The sequence below is a fragment of the Pseudoalteromonas rubra genome (assembly GCF_000967655.1).
Classification (GTDB): Bacteria; Pseudomonadota; Gammaproteobacteria; order Enterobacterales; family Alteromonadaceae; genus Pseudoalteromonas; species Pseudoalteromonas rubra_A.
Genome location: NZ_JXYA01000021.1, coordinates 97854 through 117947 on the forward strand (window position 1 = coordinate 97854; position 20094 = coordinate 117947).

General features: G+C 50.5%; 18 protein-coding genes and 1 riboswitch. Of the genes, 14 read left to right on the top strand and 4 right to left on the bottom strand.

The window, feature by feature from the left end:
- Nucleotides 1-64 precede the first annotated feature (64 nt).
- Nucleotides 65-1228: an MFS transporter gene (locus TW77_RS10565; RefSeq protein ID WP_046004942.1), complete on the top strand. Its 1164-nt coding sequence runs from the start codon at nucleotides 65-67 to the stop codon at nucleotides 1226-1228.
- A gap of 40 nt (nucleotides 1229-1268) precedes the next feature.
- On the opposite strand, the gene TW77_RS10570 is transcribed toward TW77_RS10565, so the two are convergent.
- Nucleotides 1269-3326: a glycoside hydrolase family 97 protein gene (locus TW77_RS10570; RefSeq protein ID WP_046004943.1), complete on the bottom strand. Its 2058-nt coding sequence runs from the start codon at nucleotides 3324-3326 to the stop codon at nucleotides 1269-1271.
- A 172-nt stretch (nucleotides 3327-3498) separates the two neighbouring features.
- On the opposite strand from TW77_RS10570, the gene TW77_RS10575 reads away from it, so the two are divergent.
- Both TW77_RS10575 and TW77_RS10580 read left to right on the top strand, forming a co-directional pair.
- Nucleotides 3499-4161 carry a methylamine utilization protein gene (locus tag TW77_RS10575; RefSeq protein ID WP_046004944.1) on the top strand — a complete coding sequence of 221 codons (663 nt, stop codon included), beginning with the start codon at nucleotides 3499-3501 and terminating at the stop codon, nucleotides 4159-4161.
- On the top strand, nucleotides 4154-5404 hold the full coding sequence (locus TW77_RS10580) for an outer membrane beta-barrel protein (protein ID WP_240479480.1): 1251 nt from the start codon (nucleotides 4154-4156) through the stop codon (nucleotides 5402-5404). The genes TW77_RS10575 and TW77_RS10580 overlap by 8 nt, the downstream gene beginning before the upstream one ends.
- A 25-nt stretch (nucleotides 5405-5429) precedes the next feature.
- Here the strand turns inward: TW77_RS10580 and sthA are convergent, their stop codons facing one another.
- Both sthA and TW77_RS10590 read right to left on the bottom strand, forming a co-directional pair.
- A complete protein-coding gene (gene sthA / locus TW77_RS10585) occupies nucleotides 5430-6866 on the bottom strand; it encodes a Si-specific NAD(P)(+) transhydrogenase (RefSeq protein ID WP_046004945.1) in 1437 nt (478 codons plus the stop codon).
- 41 nt (nucleotides 6867-6907) lie between these two features.
- Nucleotides 6908-8041, bottom strand: coding sequence for an acyl-CoA desaturase (locus TW77_RS10590; RefSeq protein WP_046004946.1), 1134 nt, complete (start codon nucleotides 8039-8041; stop codon nucleotides 6908-6910).
- A 115-nt stretch (nucleotides 8042-8156) separates the two neighbouring features.
- Here TW77_RS10590 and fabR point away from each other — a divergent pair, with 115 nt between their 5' ends.
- The 9 genes from fabR (at nucleotide 8157) to speD (ending at nucleotide 16688) form a co-directional block, all read left to right on the top strand.
- Complete coding sequence (gene fabR / locus TW77_RS10595; protein ID WP_046004947.1) at nucleotides 8157-8798, top strand: HTH-type transcriptional repressor FabR; 642 nt, start codon at nucleotides 8157-8159, stop codon at nucleotides 8796-8798.
- Nucleotides 8799-8863: 65 nt separating this feature from the next.
- Nucleotides 8864-9445 (top strand): anthranilate synthase component II, encoded by a 582-nt coding sequence (locus TW77_RS10600; RefSeq protein ID WP_046004948.1) that lies wholly within the window; start codon nucleotides 8864-8866, stop codon nucleotides 9443-9445.
- Between the two features lie 43 nt (nucleotides 9446-9488).
- Entirely contained in the window at nucleotides 9489-10664 is a 1176-nt protein-coding gene (locus TW77_RS10605; RefSeq protein WP_046004949.1) for an HDOD domain-containing protein, read from the top strand.
- A gap of 322 nt (nucleotides 10665-10986) precedes the next feature.
- A complete protein-coding gene (locus TW77_RS10610) occupies nucleotides 10987-12198 on the top strand; it encodes an aspartate aminotransferase family protein (RefSeq protein WP_046004950.1) in 1212 nt (403 codons plus the stop codon).
- 75 nt (nucleotides 12199-12273) lie between these two features.
- Complete coding sequence (astA, locus tag TW77_RS10615; RefSeq protein ID WP_046004951.1) at nucleotides 12274-13302, top strand: arginine N-succinyltransferase; 1029 nt, start codon at nucleotides 12274-12276, stop codon at nucleotides 13300-13302.
- Nucleotides 13303-13315: 13 nt separating this feature from the next.
- Complete coding sequence (gene astD / locus TW77_RS10620) at nucleotides 13316-14788, top strand: succinylglutamate-semialdehyde dehydrogenase (protein WP_046004952.1); 1473 nt, start codon at nucleotides 13316-13318, stop codon at nucleotides 14786-14788.
- Nucleotides 14789-14963: 175 nt separating this feature from the next.
- Nucleotides 14964-15302 (top strand): DUF3802 family protein, encoded by a 339-nt coding sequence (locus TW77_RS10625; RefSeq protein ID WP_046004953.1) that lies wholly within the window; start codon nucleotides 14964-14966, stop codon nucleotides 15300-15302.
- Nucleotides 15303-15384: 82 nt separating this feature from the next.
- Nucleotides 15385-15798, top strand: a complete 414-nt coding sequence (locus TW77_RS10630; RefSeq protein ID WP_046004954.1) for an OsmC family protein — start codon at nucleotides 15385-15387, stop codon at nucleotides 15796-15798.
- 86 nt (nucleotides 15799-15884) lie between these two features.
- Entirely contained in the window at nucleotides 15885-16688 is an 804-nt protein-coding gene (gene speD / locus TW77_RS10635; RefSeq protein ID WP_046004955.1) for an adenosylmethionine decarboxylase, read from the top strand.
- A 78-nt stretch (nucleotides 16689-16766) separates the two neighbouring features.
- Here speD and TW77_RS10640 read toward each other — a convergent pair whose 3' ends face one another.
- The gene (locus tag TW77_RS10640) at nucleotides 16767-18860 is read right to left on the bottom strand and encodes a TonB-dependent receptor (protein WP_046004956.1); all 2094 of its coding nucleotides are present in this window, start codon (nucleotides 18858-18860) and stop codon (nucleotides 16767-16769) included.
- 105 nt (nucleotides 18861-18965) lie between these two features.
- On the opposite strand from TW77_RS10640, the gene TW77_RS10645 reads away from it, so the two are divergent.
- Complete coding sequence (locus TW77_RS10645) at nucleotides 18966-19355, top strand: acyl-CoA thioesterase (protein WP_046004957.1); 390 nt, start codon at nucleotides 18966-18968, stop codon at nucleotides 19353-19355.
- Between the two features lie 98 nt (nucleotides 19356-19453).
- On the top strand, nucleotides 19454-19870 hold the full coding sequence (locus TW77_RS10650) for an META domain-containing protein (protein ID WP_046004958.1): 417 nt from the start codon (nucleotides 19454-19456) through the stop codon (nucleotides 19868-19870).
- Nucleotides 19871-19898: 28 nt separating this feature from the next.
- Nucleotides 19899-20000: riboswitch (TPP riboswitch) on the top strand.
- Nucleotides 20001-20094 lie beyond the last annotated feature (94 nt).

Below are 20094 nucleotides of genomic sequence, written 5' to 3' on the forward strand. Positions count from 1 at the left end.
CAGCGTGCCTAGCTCATATACTAACCGGGCTAATAACGGCAATCAATGTGCTTAAGGACTGTGAATGAAAAACCCAACCCGACTCTTTGTGCCTTCGCCGATGAGTTTTATGGTACTGGCGACCATTGTCATGGCAATGACGTTTTCTGCGTGGAATGCCTTACTTAATAACTTTGCGATTGAACAGGCCGCGTTCACCGGCGCCCACATCGGCATGTTGCAGTCACTACGTGAAGTCCCAGGATTCCTGGCGTTTACGGCGGTGTTTGTGTTGCTGGTGCTGAAGGAACAAACTTTTGCGCTGGTGAGTTTATGTTTGTTGTCAATCGGGGTCGCACTGACGGGGTTTTTCCCCAGCGTATATGGCCTGTATGCCACAACAGTGCTGATGTCGATCGGCTTTCACTATTTCGAAACGCTTAATCAGTCGCTGAGCCTGCAATGGTTCTCTAAGGAAGAAGCGCCGGAGCAGTTAGGTCGACTGCTGTCGATTAAATCTATGGCCTCTTTGGTTACCTTTGGCCTGATCTGGGTAGCATTCACCTGGCTGGCCACCGATTATGTCTGGGTTTATGTGTTCTTCGGCGGTGCCGGACTGGCATTGACATTATTTATGGCAGCGACACACCCACACTTTGTTCAGCAGGCGACCCAGCATAAAAAGCTGATCCTGAGAAAGCAATACAGCCTGTATTACATTCTGACGTTCTTCTCCGGTGCCCGTCGACAGATCTTTATGGTGTTTGCCGGCTTTTTGATGGTCGAAAAGTTTGGTTTTGATGTGGCCGAGATCACCGCGCTGTATATGCTCAACCATGTTGTGAATATTTTCGTTGCCCCAAAAATCGGCCAGATGATCAATCGTATCGGTGAGCAAAAGGCACTGACCCTGGAATATTCCGGCTTAATTTTGGTGTTTGTGGGATATGCGCTGGTGGAGTCGGCACAGCTGGCGGCGGTATTATACGTGGTCGACCATATCTTTTTTGCCATGGCCATTGCACTGAAAACCTACTTCCAGAAAATTGCTCAGCCGGAGGACATTGCGGCCACTGCGGGTGTCAGTTTCACCATTAACCATATTGCCGCCGTGGTGATCCCGGCCAGCTTTGGCGTGGTGTGGCTGTATGATCAGTCTCTGGTATTTTACTTTGGCGCGGCACTTGCTGGGTGTTCTTTGCTGCTGAGCCAGTTTATTACCCCGCATCTCAAAAAAGCGACGGCCTGATAAAAAAGCCGCCCGGTGCGGGCGGCTTTTCATGCGTGCTTTAAAGGGCCTTAAAGCGGATCGCGGTGCCGCCACTGGTGGCCAGCTTCAGCGTTAAGGTATCCTGTGCTGTAACAATCTGTTTTTCAATGCTAAGGTCGTAAGGGTTGTGTTTCCATTCCGCCTTAGGACCATCCTGATAGATCTGGGCTTCGAAGCGCTGGCCCGGCTCAAGGAAATCGAGCTTGACGTCAATGCTTCTGGCCTGCTCGTCGGTGATGGCACCTAAATACCAGTCTTTGCCTGAGTACTTGCCGCGTTTACGCTCTTTTCGGGCAAACACCACATAGTCGCCTACCTCACCTGCCAGCGCGATACTCTGCTCCCAGTCTGCCGGCACGTCTTTGATAAACTGGAAGGCATCCGCTCTGGCCAGATAGTTTTCCGGCAAGTCGGCGGCCATCTGTACCGGGCTGTACAGCACCACATAAAGGGCCAGTTGTTTTGCCAGGGTGGTTTGTGGCCGGTTAGTTTTATCGCCCAGACCATTAAAACTCATGTCAAAAATGCCCGGGGTAAAGTCCATCGGACCCGACAGCATACGGGTATAGGCCAGCATAGTGGTGTGCTCAGGCGGATTCGGTGGAGTGCCCCAGGCGTTAAACTCCTGACCACGTGCGCCTTCACGGGTCAGCCAGTTTGGGTAGGTGCGGCGCAATCCCGTATCCTTTATTGGCTCATGCGTATTAATGCTGATCTTATGTTTAGCCGCCAGTTTCACATTGTCCAGATACTCATTGACCATAAACTGGCCATCGTGCCATTCAAAACGAGCATGGCCACGTTCATCAATGCGTTTGATGTTGCCACCATCGGCCACGTAGCCGGTTTTCACCTGACGGACACCCGCTTTTTCGTACAGAGCAAAGGCATCTGCCATTTGGTCACGATAATTGCTGACATTCCCCGAGGTTTCGTGGTGACCTATCAGGCGGGCACCCACTTGTTCGCCATGCTTGGCAATGGCATCTAAATCGAAATCCGGATACGCTTCGGTAAAGCTGAAGACATCCCCATTATAGAACCAGTCGCCGTCCCAGCCGGTATTCCAGCCTTCCACCAGTACGCCATCAAAGCCATGCTCGGCGGCAAAGCTTAGATATTCTTTGGTGCGCTCTGTGGTTGCGCCATGTTTTTCACCGCTGCCCCAGGTGTTTTTGCCGATGTGCATGCCCCACCAAATGCCGAGGTATTTACCTGGTTCCACCCAGGATACATCGCCTAACTTATTAGGCTCATTTAGGTTCAAGATCAGGCGGGAGTTGAGCAAGTCAGTAGCCTGTGCGCCCACCTGGATAGTTCGCCAGGGGGTGTTAAACTGGCCGTTGGTTTTTACCGCAATGCCATCTGACCAGGGCGTCAGGTCGCTGATAAACGTACCGGGGCGACGCTGGTTCAGGGTCATCGCAGCATAATCGACCAGGGCTGCTTCGTGAATACTGACGTGTACGCCATCTTTGTTCTTGAGTGTGAACGGGGTATGGACATGGGCCGCGTCGTGAAGCGGGGTGGTTTTATATGTGTACTCGTAACGGTTCCAGCCGCGGGCCGGGATCCACCAGGCGGTGGCTTTATCGCTGTCAGCGACAGCAAATTCGGTCAGCTCCCGGGTAATATAACGGGCAGAATCGTGTGCAACCTCGTAGCGAAAACCAATGCCGTCATCAAACACCCGCACTCTGAGCTGGTATTGTGCTTGTTTTGACTGGCTATCTGCCAGAGTCACGACCAGCTCGTTATGATGGTCGCGTATTTCTCGTGCTTCACCCCAGGGTTGTTGCCAGCGCTCATCTGCGCTGTTGCGTTGGGTGCTGCTGATAGTGAGGCCATCACGCAACGACGGTGCCCGGGCAAAATCAAAGCCCAGCCTGGAGGGGTTGATCACCGCTTTATTGTTAAAGGTGACCTGATAACTGGGTTGGCTATGATCATCGCTGATCTGAAAGGTCAGTTTACCATCGGGCGAGCTGACACTGTGTGTCGCAGCGTATGTAGCACTGGTAAATAATCCGGCTACCAGGGTGGCGGCAATGCCTGTTGCACTGAAGACTAATCGCATAAACTATCTCGGTTGCAAATGTGAGTGAGCGTTTAGCATACTGTTATCCTTCACGGGGGATGAACTGTCTGCATACGTATTCAGTTTGAAAATGCGATGAATGGAAACTAACAGTCGTCCGGTCTACATCTGTGGCCTATACTAAACCCAGACCGCAAGGAGCTTTTAGGCAATGATTCAATTAAAACATATTCTTAGTCTGTCTGTGACTGCCTTGTTGCTGGCCGCAACCAGTGCAGTGGCTGGGCAGCTTTCAGTACAGGTGCTGGATAATCAAGGCCAGGCACTGCCAGGGGCTGCGGTGTGGTTAACCGGGCAAGGTCTGGCAGGCGACGCCGAGGTCCTCAAGCGCAGTTATAAAATGGGCCAAAAAAACCGGGCGTTTGAACCGCACCTGCTGATTGTGCCCAAGCAAGCGCAAGTGTCCTTTCCTAACTATGATTCGATTTTGCACCATGTTTACTCGTTTTCCCCCGCAAAAACCTTCGAGTTTAAGCTTTACCGCGACCAGCCTCAGGCGCTGACCTTTGCAGCGACCGGCGCAGTTGAGTTGGGATGTAATATCCATGACTGGATGCTGGGATACATTCTGGTGGTTGATTCAACCCACTTTGCCGTGACGGATGCACAGGGCAAGGCACAGATTCCATTACCTGCGGGGCAGCTCAACAACGTCGAGTTGAAAGTCTGGCATGAAGGGTTTGTTGATCTCGACAAGCCCCAAAGTGAGCGGTTGTCGGTAGTCAAAGCGGGCGAGCAACTTAACGTGCAATTGCGCCAGGCGCTTGGCATGTTCCAGGACGATTTCAGCGATGAGTTTGATGACTATGAATAAATTACTTCACTGGCTGACACTGGCAAGTCTCAGTACATTGTTCAGTGCGGCGGCACAGGCAAACACTGTTCAGTACAAGGGCGTGCTTCAGGCAAGCTGGCAAAGCAACAGTGAATATGCCGCCTGGTATAACCGGGGCGTATCAGTTAACCGCTTTGGTACTGAGTCGGAGCGGCTGAATCTCAGCAGAGCAGCAATTGATTTGCGCACGGAGCTGGGTAGCACTTGGTCACTACTGGCCAGCGCACAATATGTACCTGATCCGGATAGCAAGCTGGGTTTTACCGAGCTGTTTGCTCAGTACCACACCCTGAATAAAGGGCCCAGGCAGTGGCAGGCCCGCTTTGGTGGTTTTTATCCGCGAATGTCGCTGGAAAACCCGGATATCGGCTGGTCGTCTCCCTACAATTACAGTTACAGTGCCATTAATGCCTGGCTCGGTGAGGAGATCCGCACCTTTGGTACGGAAGTGAGCTTTAAGCACAGCGACAATCGATTGTCGCGACGCCAGCGTACAGGCCACAACTGGGAGCTGGTTGGTGCCTTGTACAAGGGCAATGATCCGGCCGGGACTTTGCTGGCCTGGCGTGGCTGGGCTGTGCACGACCGGCAAAGTGTGTTCAACGAAGCCATTGCGTTTGCGCCCATTAATGCTCTAAACGCACCGCCGTTGGCAAAACAGGCGTGGCGAACGGAGCCATTTACTGAGGTGGATGGCCGGTTTGGCTATTACCTTGGTGCGCACTGGGATTATCAGAAGCGTCATACGCTACGTCTGTACTGGTACGACAATAACGGCGACCCGAGTGTATTGAACTATCACACCGGACAATATGCCTGGGATACCAAATTTTACAGTGCGGCTTACCGCTTCAAGATCACTCGCTCAACACACCTTGTGATGCAGGCTATGGCCGGTAATACCGCGATGGGCAAGCGCCGTGGGGTGGATAACGACTTTAGCAGCCAGTTTATTCTGCTGACCCATAAATGGCAGGATTACCGTGTCAGTGGGCGGGTGGAGCAGTTTGATGTCAAAGACAGAGACTTCTGGGATTTTGACCCGAATACCAGCGAGGGAGGTGCGGTGACGCTGACAGGTCGCTGGCAGCTAAGCGAGCACTGGCATGTTGGAATGGAATTTCAATATCTGGAGTCTAAGGTGGCAAACCGCGCCGATTTTAATTTACCTACGCGACAAATAGAACAACTGTGGCGCGCCAGTGCTGAGCTGCGCTTTTAACCGCGCAGCTCAAATCTGGTCAAGGTTAGTCACATAACCGATTCAGGCCGTTGAGTGCTGCGACCCGGTAGGCTTCAGCCATAGTCGGGTAGTTAAAGGTGGTATTGACGAAGTACTCGACATTATTGCCTTGGCCTTTTTGTTCCATAATGGCCTGGCCGATGTGAATGATCTCCGAGGCGCGCTCACCAAAACAGTGGATCCCGAGAATTTCTTTGCTTTCAGCATGAAACAGCAGCTTAAGTGAGCCGACTTCGGTGCCAGTGATCTGCGAGCGTGCCAGGTGTTTAAACTGCGCCCGGCCAACTTCATAAGGAATTTTGGCGGCGGTCAGCTGTTGTTCGGTTTTACCCACTGAGCTCATTTCCGGAATGGTGTAAATCCCGGTTGGAATGTCGGTGATCAGGCGGTCATCGCACTTACCATGAACAATGGCGTGCGCTGCAATACGACCCTGATCAAAGGCCGCACTGGCCAGGCTTGGGTAACCAATCACATCCCCCACGGCATACACATTGTCGATTTCAGTCTGGTAATGTTCATTGACTTTGAGCTGACCACGGCTGTCGGCTTTAAGGCCGATGGCGTCGAGGTTCAGTGCGTCGGTATTACCTGTTCGGCCGTTGGCCCACAAAATACAGTCTGCTTTGACCTTTTTTCCGGACTGCAGGTGCAGTACGACACCTTTGTCCTGGGTTTCAACCTTAGCAAATTCTTCATTGTGGCGGATCACAATACCGCTGTTCCAGAAGTGGTAGCTCAGTGCATCGGAGATCTCGTCATCCATAAACGACAGCAGTCGATCGCGGGTGTTGATGAGATCCACTTTGGCACCCAGGCCTTTGAATATAGACGCATACTCACAGCCGATCACCCCGGCACCGTAAACCAGTACGCGCTGCGGGTTGTGGGTTAAGTCTAAAATGGTATCACTGTCATAGACGCGTGGGTGGTTAAAGTCGACGCCGGGTGGACGATAAGGGCGAGAGCCGGTCGCAATCACTATGGTTTGCGCAGTCAGCAGCTCCTGTGAGCCGTCCAGATGCTGCACCTGAATGGTATGGGCGTCAACAAAGGTGGCATCACCCTGATATAAATGGATGCGGTTGCGATCATAAAAGCTGGAACGCAGGCTGGATTGCTTGCTGATCACATCACTGGCATGGTGCAAAATATCCTGAAAGGTCAGGCGTTGCGGGCGCTCGCTAAAGCGAAACAGTGGGTTGGCTTTGTATTCGATTAAACGGCTGACAGAGTGGCGCAGTGCTTTGGACGGGATAGTGCCCCAGTGTACACAGCCGCCACCGACATCCTTTTGCCGCTCTATCACGGCAACCTTACGATTGCTTTTGGACAGGTTCATGGCAGCCCCTTCACCGCCGGGGCCTGTGCCAATGATGATCGCATCATACTGGTAGGATGCTTGTTGCGTGGGTACTTTTGTGGAGGTTTTCTTAGTCACGGCCTCACCTTAAATAATGACTTGTGAGGCCGCTTTTAGGGTTAGCTGGTGGCGCCCTTTAACAACCTCGAGTTTAATGCCAGCCATGCCTGCTTCTGCGCCTGCCAGGCCTGCTCCAGTTCTTGATACTGTTTTAACAGGGCTGACTGCTCGCATTGTTCGCGCATAGCATGCTTTTTCGTTTCCAGTACCTGCTTTTGCACGGCACAGAAATGCTGAAGTTTTTTCAGCAGTAAATCATACTCTTGTTGTAACAATGTAAGCTTATCCTGCGTCAAAGGCAATTTTGCCAGGGTAACTTTAGTCTTATTCAGCAAGGTTTCTGCTTTGGCTTTTTCTATTCGTTCAACCGGTGTGCGCTTGAGCTTGCTGGCCAGACCAAGATACGACAGACCACGGATCATCCACTTGGTGGGATCGTAATGATACCAGCGAATGCCGTTGCGATAGTCACTGGCAAAGATGTGGTGGAAATTATGATAGCCCTCACCGTAGGTCAGCAGTGCCAGAAAGCCATTGTCCCGGGCGGTGTTTTTCTCGGTATATGGACGTTTACCCCAGATATGAGCCAGTGAGTTAATGAAGAAGGTGAAGTGCTGGCTCAGTACCAGGCGCAGTACGCCAGCTAATAGCAACATGCCCAGGACGTCACCCAGCATCAGGCCAAGTGCCAGCGGAATACCAATATTAGTCAGCAGGACCAGCTTAAGGTAGTGTTTGTGTTGCCACATCACGATTTTATTGCGTTGTAAGTCACGGGCATTGCTGTAATCGCCATAGCTTTCACCCTGATAGTCTCGGAGCATCCAGCCGATATGGCTGTACCAGAATCCGCGGGTTGCCGCATAGGGGTCTTTTATCGGATCGTCGACCTGGCCATGGTGAATGCGGTGGTCGCTGCTCCAGTGCAGAGCACTGTTTTGCAGTGCAAAGGCGCCGCCAAAGGCAAAGAAGACCTGAATAACAGGGTGGGCATCGTAGGCCTTGTGTGCCCACAGGCGATGATAACCTGCGGTAATCGACATACCGGCGTAAAACATACAGCCCACAAACGCAATCCAGTGGGTCGCCGTGTAACCATACTCAAAGCCATACCAGGGCACTAACGTAATCGCAGCAAGAAAGGACAGACTAAAGAATAAGACATTAGTCCACAATAACGGGGGTTTTTTCATTTTTAAAAATCTCAGCGTACACTTGTACGCTAAAATAGTATTTCAAAGTTGCGCCGTCAAGTATTAGACTCCCACTATTATTGATCTGAGCTAATAAATTATAGGAACTGCGACCATGTCAGGTGTCCGTGCCCAGCAAAAACAAAAAACCCGTCAGGCGCTGATAGAGGCGGCGTTTAATCAGCTCAGTGCTGAGCATAGCTTTACCAATCTCAGTTTGCGTGAGGTGGCCCGCGAGGCCGGCATTGCCCCTACGTCGTTTTATCGCCATTTTAAGGACATGAATGAGCTCGGTCTGACCATGGTGGATGAGGCCGGTTTAACATTACGTCAGCTGATGCGTCAGGCGCGGCGCAGGATCGCTAAAGGGGGCGGAAGCGTGATCCACACGTCTGTGCTGACCTTTATGGAGTTCATCGAAACATCCAGCAACCAGTTTCGCTTGCTGCTGCGCGAACGGTCCGGCACCTCGCCTGCATTTCGCGCTGCCGTCGCCAGAGAGATCAAGCACTTCATCATGGAGCTGTCTCACTACCTGGAGACCGAGACCCCTTGTGATGCCAATCATGCGTATATGCAGGCAGAAGCCATGGTGACACTGGTGTTCAGCTCAGGGGCAGAAGCTTTGGATCAGGATGCCCAGCAGCGCGCAGAATTAACCGAGCGCTTGATCTGGCAACTCAGATATATCGTTAAAGGGGCGTCGGGTTATCAAAAAGAAAGCCAGGTACCCGCCACTAAGGCATCGGGCCAGTAGCCGGGCCCGGCATGCTACAATAACACGCAAACCGCTTTACAATGCCATCACAAGGATAGCGCAGTATGCTACTTATGATAGACAATTATGATTCATTTACATTCAATTTAGTGCAATATTTTCAACGCCTTGACCAAGAGGTGGTGGTGCATCGTAATGACGCGCTGTCAGTGTCAGACATTCGTGCATTAAACCCGGATCATATTGTCATCTCACCCGGACCCTGCTCGCCCAATGAAGCGGGGATATCCTTGTCAGTGGTTGACGCATTTCAGGGGCAGATCCCCATTCTCGGCATTTGTCTGGGCCATCAAACCATAGCGCAGGCACTGGGCGCAAAGGTGGTGCGTGCCAGCCAGGTCATGCATGGTAAAACCTCAACACTGGTGCATAATCACAGCGGATCCTTTAAAGGTTTACCCGGGCAGTTTGAGGTGTGCCGCTATCACTCGCTGGTGGTGCAGCCAGACACTTTACCCGATGCGCTGAAGGTCACGGCCTGGACGCAAAATAGTGCGGGTGAACTAGATGAAATCATGGGCTTATGCCATACTGAGCGAGCGTTGGAAGGTGTTCAGTTTCATCCTGAAGCCATACTGACGGAGCATGGCCTGCAGCTACTTGATAACTTTATAAGTCGCTTCTAACCTTAAAAAGCAACCCCGACAATACCGAAAAAGAACATAATTGATGACTGATGACATTAGGCAATCTCGGATAGCACAGGCTCTGGCAGAGCGTGCCCATGATGTACTAATTAGCCATAACTTTGCTCAGCAGCAGATAGGCTATATTCATACTTTTGATATGAATTTTGGTGAGCGCATACCACAACGCACTATGCTTGAGGTAGAGCTTGCAGCGTCTGCTAAACGTCAGGAGCGCAGTACCAGTCATCATAAATATATTGCCAAAGCCAGTACCCACTTGCATCAGGTCATAGAAGCGGCCATCAATACGCAGCTGGAAGATTTAGACACGATTTACCATGAAGTGGTGGGGATCCAGGAAGCCGTGCCTACGGTGTTGGATATTCTGGCGGTTAAATCGGCGTCAGTCGGCCGGTTAGAGCCACTGGTCAACGATTTGTCCTGGCTGGGGCGCGACTTGGTCTCGCTGGTCAACTTGCCTCAGTATCGTAAAAAGAGTGCCAAAGGCACAACGGTCAAAGTTGACACGCCCGCACTGGCGCTACGCTACCTGGGGCTGGAAAACCTGCAAATGGTGATCCCGACCTTTGCGATGCGCCACTGGATGCCACATTCAACCGAGCCTTTCCCGCTGCTAAAGCGCAAACTGCGCGATATGAGCATGGCAACCGCCATTGCCGCCAAAACACTGGCCCCCCTGTATGATGTCAAAGCGCAGCATGCGTTTACCCTGGGGATGTTACTGGATGTCGGTAAAATTGCGCTGACCCGGTTATATCTGCGCACTTTTGAGCGGGTTTGGCAGGGCAAAGTTAAAATCGCGCGCGATAAAAAGCAAAAAGATCTGCACACTGCACTGGTGGGTCTGGAGCCCGATCCCTTGTTTCTGCGTAACTTGTTACTGGAGCACTCGGCAACCGTGTCACAGTATTTGATAGAGCGGATGGAATTTCGATACTTGCCGTTCAATGCCGTGATGGAAGAGTTTGCGCAAAGCTATCTGCCAAAGGCGCATAATCATGCCGCGGAGCAACTGCCACTCACCCAGGTGGTGCGTAAAGCCTATTGCTATGCGCAATATCAGGTACTCAAAGACACCCATTTGCTGGAGGCAGATGAAGCCAAAGACTGGCTCGCTTACAATCAGCTCACCACACAAGAGCAAGATCTGCTGTCAAAAACAGCGCTGCAAAGCCTGCAATTGACAATTCTTTAAAAAAAACCACACTTTTTTCTCGCTTATTCATTCATTGCGGGCAAGTAACAGATCTCAGTAAACGCCTTGAAGTTATAGGGGCGTTAATTATGGACGCCTTAATAGTTATTCACTGAGACTGCAATTATATACTAATCCCTTGAATATAAAGGGCTCGCGCGATGTTTAATATGAGACAAATGCGCTTTTTTTTGAAATAATGAGCGTATGAATTTTGCACCAATTGGGACAAATTCAGGTCTTTTACATCGCTGTCGCTGAGATTTCATGTATCACTGCCTGCCCCGGTTGAGTGCTGTACTCACCAAAATGAGGAATCAAAATGACTATCAATCGTGAACTTTTCGATCAGGTAATGGTGCCTAACTATTCACCTTCTGCAGTAATCCCTGTTAAAGGTGAAGGTGCACGTGTATGGGACCAAAATGACAAAGAATACATCGATTTCGCGGGCGGTATCGCAGTAAATTGTCTGGGTCATTGTCACCCGGCACTGGTTGCAGCGCTAAAAGAGCAGGGCGAAAAAATCTGGCACCTGTCTAACGTCATGACCAATGAGCCGGCGCTTCGCCTGGCGAAAAAACTGACTGATGCGACCTTCGCAGACAAAGTTTATTTTGCAAACTCTGGTGCAGAAGCCAACGAAGCCGCGTTAAAACTGGCGCGTCGTTGGGCACTGGATAACTTCGGTGAGCACAAATCACAAATCATCGCATTTAATAAAGGCTTCCACGGTCGTACTTTCTTCACTGTAACCGTGGGTGGTCAGGCTGCGTATTCAGATGGCTTTGGTCCTAAGCCGGGCGATGTTGTGCACAGCGACTACAATGATCTGGCGGCACTGGAAGCGCTGATCTCAGACAACACTTGTGCGGTAATGATGGAGCCACTACAAGGTGAAGGCGGTATCATTTCACCAGAAGCTGACTTCGTAAAAGGTGTACGTGAATTGTGTGATAAGCACAACGCGCTGCTGATTTTTGATGAAGTACAAACCGGTGTTGGCCGTACTGGTGACCTATATGCTTATCAGGGACTGGGTGTAACACCTGATATCCTGACCACAGCTAAAGCGCTGGGCGGCGGTTTCCCAATCGGTGCGATGATCACCACTACTGAAATTGCCAAGCACCTGAAGATTGGTACACACGGTTCAACCTACGGCGGTAACCCGCTGGCGTGTGCCGTTGCAGAAGCGGCACTGGACACAGTCAACACTCCGGAAGTACTGAATGGCGTTAAAGCCAAAGAAGCGCTGTTCCGCGAGCTGTTGAACGAGATCAACGAGAAGCACCAGGTGTTCAGTGAGATCCGTGGTAAAGGCTTGCTACTGGGTGGTGTACTGAACGACAAATATCAGGGTAAAGCGAAAGAATTCCTGGTAGAAGGTATTAACCAGGGCGTCATGTCTTTGGTTGCCGGTGCAAACGTTGTGCGTTTCACCCCTTCTTTGGTGATCCCTGATGCGGATATCCGTGAAGGTATGGCACGCTTTGAAGCGGCTGTGGCCAAAGTGGTTGCAAACAACGCCTAATACCAGTCGGTGACATGTGGGTCGCACTTAATGTGCGACTCAGCTATCTACATTTTTTGAGGAGTAAGCGGGCTCATGATGATCCTTCGCCCAATCCAGAAAAGCGATTATTCAGCGCTTTTGAACATTGCCCAGGAGTCGGGGCATGGCTTTACTTCATTGCCGGTCAATGAAGAATTGCTGCAAAACAAGATCGAACGCTCAGTTGCTTCATTCGGCAAAGAAACAGACGTGCCTTTTGATGAAGGTTACCTGTTTGTGCTTGAAGACAGTGAAACCGGTGAAGTGGTTGGCACCAGTGCCATCGAAGCTGCAGTGGGTCTTGATGATGCCTTTTATCACTACCACTTAAGTAAAGTGATCCACTCATCGCGGACGTTGAATGTTTACAAAGCAGTGGATATTCTGACCCTGTGTAATGACTACACCGGTGCCACTGAGTTGTGCACATTATTCCTGCGCGATAAATACCGCCGCGGGCTGAATGGCAAGTTATTGTCTAAGTCACGCTTCATGTTTATTAACCAACATCGTGACCGCTTTGCGGATACTGTGATTGCCGAGATGCGCGGCGTGTCTGATGAGAATGGCGACAGCCCATTCTGGCAGTGGCTGGAAGAGCACTTCTTCTCGATGGACTTCCCGACAGCGGACTACCTGACTGGCATTGGTCAAAAAGTCTTTATTGCCGAGCTGATGCCTAAGTACCCTATCTACGTCAACCTGCTGAGCAAAGAAGCCCAGTCAGTGGTGGGTGAAGTGCATGACAACACGCGCCCGGCGATTGAACTGCTAAAGAGCGAAGGTTTTACCTTTAATGGCTATGTCGATATCTTCGACGCAGGTCCCACGGTAGAAGCCAAAGTTGACAACATCCGCACAGTGCGCGAAGTGCGTAAGTACACAGTGCGCATTGACGATGCGATGCAGATTGACGCAGAAGGTTCCCCCGTCATGATAGCTAATGATAAACTAGCGGGATATCGTGCGACGGCACTGACGTTAGCGCTGCCAGAAAAAGCAACAGAAGTTGCCATCCCTGGTGCGGTGGCGAAGGCCCTGCAGATCGCTGACGGTGACACCGTTAGTATTGCAACTCTTTAATTGGGAAAGAATTATGACAACACACGCAGCACAATTTATCAATGGTGAGTGGCGCTTAGGTGAAGGCGCAGCATTTGCGTCGGTAAACCCGGCCAATAACGAAGAGATCTGGCGTGCCAACGCGGCAACGGCAGAGCAAGTTGACAGTGCCGTAAAAGCGGCCCGCGAAGCCTTCTACAGCTGGGGTGAGCTGGCGTTTGAAGAGCGTCTGACCGTGGTTAAGCGCTTTGCTGAGCTACTGAAAGAAAACAGTGAAGCACTGGCTGTGGCCATTGCACAGGAAACCGGTAAGCCACTGTGGGAAACGCGCACTGAAGCGGGCGCCATGGTTGGTAAAATCGCGATTTCTGAAAAAGCCTATCATGAGCGCACCGGCGTAGTTGAAAACCCAATGCCAGTGGGTCGTGCGGTTATTCGTCACAAAGCGCACGGCGTAGTTGCGGTATTTGGTCCTTATAACTTCCCGGGTCACCTGCCAAACGGTCACATTGTACCGGCCCTGCTGGCAGGTAACACAGTGATCTTCAAGCCTTCAGAACTGACGCCTTATGTGGCAGAGCTGACGCTGAAGCTATGGGAGCAGGCAGGTCTGCCAAAAGGGGTGATCAACCTGGTACAGGGTGAAGTAGAAACAGGTAAAGCCCTGGCGTCACACAAAGGCATCGACGGCTTGTTCTTCACAGGTTCTTCACGTACCGGCCACCTGTTGCACGAGCAGTACGCAGGTCAGCCTGGCAAAATTCTGGCACTGGAAATGGGTGGTAACAACCCATTGATCGTCAAAGACGTTGCTGATACCAAAGCAGCCGTTCATGACATCATCCAGTCAGCGTTTATCTCAAGCGGTCAGCGTTGTACGTGTGCGCGTAAACTGTTCCTGCCAGAAGGCGAACAGGGCGATGTGATCCTGGCGCAACTGCTGAAAGCCACTAAAGCAATCAAGATCGGTAATTATGATGCCGAAGATCAGCCGTTTATGGGCTCAATGATCTCTAACAATGCCGCTGCTGGTATGGTTGCTGCGCAGCAACAGCTGGTTGAGCTTGGTGGTGAGATTTTGCTTGAGCTGACACACACTGAAGGCACAGGCTTTGTAACGCCAGGCATCATTGAGTGTACTAAGGTCACCGACTTCCCTGATGATGAGCACTTCGGCCCGTTACTGAAAGTATTCCGATACAGCGATTTCGATGCCGCAATTGAAAAAGCCAACGACACCAGCTTTGGTTTGTCTGCCGGTTTACTGGGTGATAACCAGGCCGATTATGAGCACTTCCTGCGTCGCAGCCGTGCAGGTATCGTGAACTGGAACCGCCCAATTACAGGCGCATCTAGTGCCGCACCATTCGGTGGTATTGGTGCTTCTGGTAACCACAGAGCAAGTGCTTACTATGCAGCAGACTACTGTGCATACCCGGTGGCTTCGGTTGAGCTGGACAAAGTGACTTTGCCAGGCACCTTGAGTCCGGGCCTGACTATCGAGTAAAATCTTACTCAGAGAGAATAAATACTTATTTTCTCACCCTTTAGTATTGAAAAAAGCAGCCAAGCGTCAACTCGGCTGCTTTTTTGTTGGTCTGCAAATATCAAAAGTAGCAATCAAAACTAGTTTCTGCTTAAATCAATAGGAGATGTCATTGATACATTCAGGTGGGCAATATATGGTTTTAGATAAACAAGGATACGATGAGTTAGTCATGTACCTAACGCAACACTTAGCCTTGTTTGAGAAGCCGGGTGTGGTGAAAGCCAATGCACCTAAGGTGTTGGAGTTAATAGAAGATGTGATTGCTGAGCACGTGATCCGCCTCTGTGAGCAACATACCGGATTGACGACCGAACAACGTAGCCTGATAGTCAGAGAAGTTGACGGCATTGTGTATGATTTGCAGGAAGTACTCTCCAGCGTCACTGAGCAGCGCGTTACTGAAGAGCAAAGAGAGTTTATTGAGGAATTCGCCGGGCTGGTGAAAAACCTGTTCGACAATGCAATAAACTGACGCAGTCGTCGCTGCTATGTATCAAATATAACACCGCCTATTGGCGGTGTTATTAGTTTTAGGAACTCGAGGAATAATAAACATGCAAGCAAGTGTGAAGTGGGTTGACGGAGATACCTTTATTGGTCGCTCTCATTCTGGTCATAATGTGGTATTCGACGCAGGCGCTGACAGCGCAGCGCCCAGCCCGATGGAAATGGTGTTGATGTCGGCAGGCTGCTGCTCATCTGTGGATGTGGTCAGTATTCTAAAAAAAGCCAAGCAAGACGTCAGTGATGTCACTGTGGAGCTGAGCGCAGAGCGTGCGGACAGTGCGCCTAGAGTATTCACCAAAATCAATCTACACTTTGTGGTGACTGGCAATAATGTGTCAGAAAAGCACCTGGCGCGCGCAGTGCAATTGTCTGCTGAAAAATACTGTTCGGTAGCCTTAATGCTTGAAAAAGCGGTAGAAATTACTCACAGCCACGAAGTGGTTGAAAACAGCGCGAAATAGGTCTTTTTTGCGACGCTATTTTCGTATAAAATCCGCGAACTTTTATTTCTGCAGCGCAGATTTTCACGTTTTAAGGTGGGTCTATCGTGAACAAGCCCTTTGATAAAATTAAACTCCATGGCTTTAACAACTTAACTAAGAGTTTAAGCTTTAGTATCTATGATATTTGCTATGCCAAGACCGAGCAGCAGCGTAAAGAATATCTGGAATACATCGATGAGCAGTATAGTGCCGATCGCCTGACCGATATTCTGCGCGACGTAGTCGATATCATTGGTGCCAATGTACTGAATATTGCCCGCCAGGATTATGATCCGCAGGGCGCCAGTGTCACCATTTTGGTATCGGAAGAGCCGGTAGAGCAGCAAACGTTCGACAGCAACGAAACACCAGGACCGTTGCCGGATTCTGTGGTTGCGCATCTGGATAAAAGCCATATTTGTGTGCACACGTATCCAGAAGCACACCCGCACGATGGTATTTGTACTTTCCGTGCCGATATTGAAGTATCGACCTGTGGCATTATTTCACCGCTGAAGGCACTGAATTTCCTGATCCACAAGCTGGAATCAGACGTGGTCACCATTGATTACCGTGTGCGTGGTTTCACCCGCGACGTCAATGGCGTAAAGCACTATATTGACCATGCTATTCATTCTATCCAGAACTACATGACCGAAGATACCAAAGAGGCGTATCACATGGTGGATGTGAATGTGTATCAGGAAAACCTGTTCCACACTAAGATGATGCTCAAAGAAACCGATCTGAATACCTACCTGTTTGGTATCACAACGGATGATTTGGACACAGAAGAGGAAGAGCAGATCCGTGAGCGCCTGAATCGCGAAATCCAGGAAGTATTCTACGGTCGTAACCTGCCAGAATAATTAGCGGGTATTAACCGTTAAAAAAGGCGCTCACTGAGCGCCTTTTTTGTTTCATACTCGTTCGAATTGATATGGGACTTACAAATCGTACGTGAAGGTCAGGCCAAAGACTCGCGGCTCACCGTACTGAACGTAGTTTCGCGCCGTGTAGCCATCGCGTGGATCATTGCCGAAGTAAAAGCCCCTGACCGGGACATCACGGTCGGCCAGGTTACGACCCCAGGCTGTCAGTGACCATTGTTCACCATAATAACTTACGCTGGCATTGATCAGGTTCTGACTCGGTGCCTGCTCATTGTGGCTGTCCGAGAAAAAGTAATCATCTTTACCTTCGACACCCACACTCAGCACCAGGTTTTCCAGCACGCTATAGTCTGCCGAGAAGGCATACTGATACTTGGGCGCCTGTGCCTGCTCACGACCATCGAAGTTGGCACCTGAGGTGGTCACAAAGTCTTCTATTTTAGTGTCCAGATAGCCGAGACTGTAGTTCAGCGTCAGCTGATCCGTGATCAGGCGCTGGCCTTCGATTTCCAGACCATAGTTTTCGCCTTTACCGGCATTGCTAATGAAGCCGGCAAACTGTACACCGTCAATGCGCCACTGTTTAAGCTGCATGTCTTCGCGTTCCATATAGAATGCTGTGACCGCAAGTGTGTGTTTTTTATCTTCAGACTGACCTTTTACACCAAATTCCGCATTCCACAGATATTCTGGCTCAAACGAGAATGCTGAGGCCGGAATGCTGAACCCTTCATCTTTGGCTTTGGCCAGCGCTTCACCATTGGCGCCGCCGACCTTATAACCCCGGCTCAGGCTGGTATAGATCATGGTGCGAGGCACAACCTGATACTCCAGCGCCAGCTTACCACCGACCATAGTGTCATCCTGATCTATGGCAAAACCATTGGTATCCAGGTATTCACTGTCATAGCGTTCCACTCGCAATCCCGTGATCAGTCGGGTCTGATCATTCAGATGCGTGACTTTTTGACCGAATAGCGCCTGACTGGAGACATCATAGCTGGAGCGAAAATCATTGCTCAGCCAGGTGTACTGACGGGTCAGGTCGACATCACGACGCTGTGCGTAAGCACCGAGCACCCAGTCGCCCTGCTTGTCCATTAGCTTGACTTCCAGCGAGCCACGTTCGTGATCGCGCAGATAGCTGTCAAAGCTTTCGTAGTGGTCCGGGTGCAGGCCTGCGGCGCATAGCTTCGGCTGGGTCGCGTCATGGCAGGTCCAGTCTTCATCGTAGCTATATTCTGTATCGGCTTGCAGCCCTGTGCCCTGAAACTCAATATCAAAAGCACTCAGGCCGGTATACAGGGCGCTAAGTGCAAAGGCATCACTTTCTTGGGTGTCTTTACCTGGCAGGTTAGCCACACTGTGACGTGTATTGTCCAGCGTAAAGCCATCATAGCCATTATCGATATCGATGTGGTGTACGGCCAGGTTCACTGTTAGCGCATCTGTCAGCTGGCTGTTGAGTTTAACGCGGGCCAGTTGTTCTTGCTGATCCTGAGTTGGCTTATCCAGATACAGGTTATCGACATAGCCGTCGGAGCCGCGTTGATACAGGCTAATACGTCCTGCGGTGCTGTCCGTTAATCCGGTGCCTGCCGCCAGGCCAGCTTCATAGCTATTGTAGTTACCCGCGCCAAGGCGCAGTTTTAAGGCGCTGTCCTGGGTTGGGGCATGAGATTGCAGATCGATGATCCCGCCCATGGCATCGGCGCCAAAACGCGTTCCCTGAGGGCCGCGATACAAGGTCACCTGATCAATATCAAACAGCAAGGCACTGCCGCCCAGGCCGGAGTAATTAATGCCATCGACCAGCATACCCACACTGGGAGTAATTGGGTCAACAAACTGAGAGCGCAGTCCTACACCACGGATCTGCACAAAGCGGCCGCGTGACGCGCCTGCGGTAAAGTTCACATTGGCAGTGCTATTTAATAGTTCATCCAGATAGCTGGCGCCGCGATGGGTCATTTCAACTTCACCCATCACACTGGCGCTGGCACTCAGTGTTTGCAGAGATTCTCTTTGGAAGTCGCCGGTGACTTCAATGGTTTCAAGGGGCGCGGCTGTCGGTAACTCGTCAGCGGCGGCTTGGTTTGACAGGGCAGCCAACAGGCTGATGCTAAGCAAAGAAAGTTTAAGCTTCATGTCTTATCTTGTTCCATTTTTGATTGCGCACAGTGTAGCAAAAGCCCGACCAGTTAACAGTTAATATGTGTTATAAATTCGGCAACTTAGTGAAGAGGAAAAGCCATGACATTTAAGCTTGATTTCAAAGTCAGGGATTACGAATGTGATTTGCAGGGCATTGTGAATAACAGTGTCTATTTTAATTATCTGGAGCATGCCAGGCATGAATTTTTGATTGCCAACGGCGTCGATTTTGCTGCACTGGCAGAGCAAAAAATCAACCTGGTGGTGATCCGCTCTGAAATGAATTATAAAGATTCATTGAAACCGGGGGACGCATTTTATGTTGAAGTTGAAACACTGCGGGTCAGTAAACTGAAGTTCGCGTTTATTCAGCGTATTATCCGCGCCGCAGACGACAAGCTCATGCTGGATGCGGTTGTCACCGGGACATCCGTGAATGAACGGGGGCGTCCGTTCCTACCTGAGGAAATTGATCAGCTTTTCGTCTGATTTTTTTACTAAAAAGGCAGAAAATTACAGATTTTTACTGCCTTTTCCACACCGGCTGACGTTATAATATTAATCATATTTTAAGCGGTTGGTTTACCATGAAAAATTCCATTCTTTTATGCCTGATGTGCGTATTAATGGCATGTTCCAGTACAGGGAAGGTAACCAGGGAACAGCTTAAGCACTCTCACTGGCAGTTAGCTCAGGTTGATGGTCGTCTTGTTACAGAGGCCTTACCGATAGAAATCGAGTTTCTGGATGCCTTACAGGTGGTTGGTTTTGCTGGGTGTAATCGGTTTTTTGCCGAGGGCAACATGGCGTCTGAGACCCTTAAGCTGAGTCAGCTGGGGATGACCCGAAAGTCCTGCGGTGATGTGCTGGATGCGCGGGAGATGCAGTTTCTGGACATGCTACAGCAGGGCGTGACTGTCACGATTCAGAACAATAAGTTACACCTTAATGGCCAGCAAACCTGGCAATTTAAAGCACTGGACGCAGAGCCTTTGACTAACTAGGCGCGATTCAGTACACTTTTTCACAGTTCGTTACTTGTCGGAGTGCCCATCTGGGCTGAGATCGCAGTATTGCGGGATCCGTGGACCTGATCAGGTTAATGCCTGCGTAGGGAACAAGCTACCTAAGTTGGTATATCGTAAGATATCTAGGTTGCCAGCCATGTTGTGCCTGTGCCAACATGCTCCACTGAATGAAATCAGCACACAGCGCTTTGCTGTGGGTT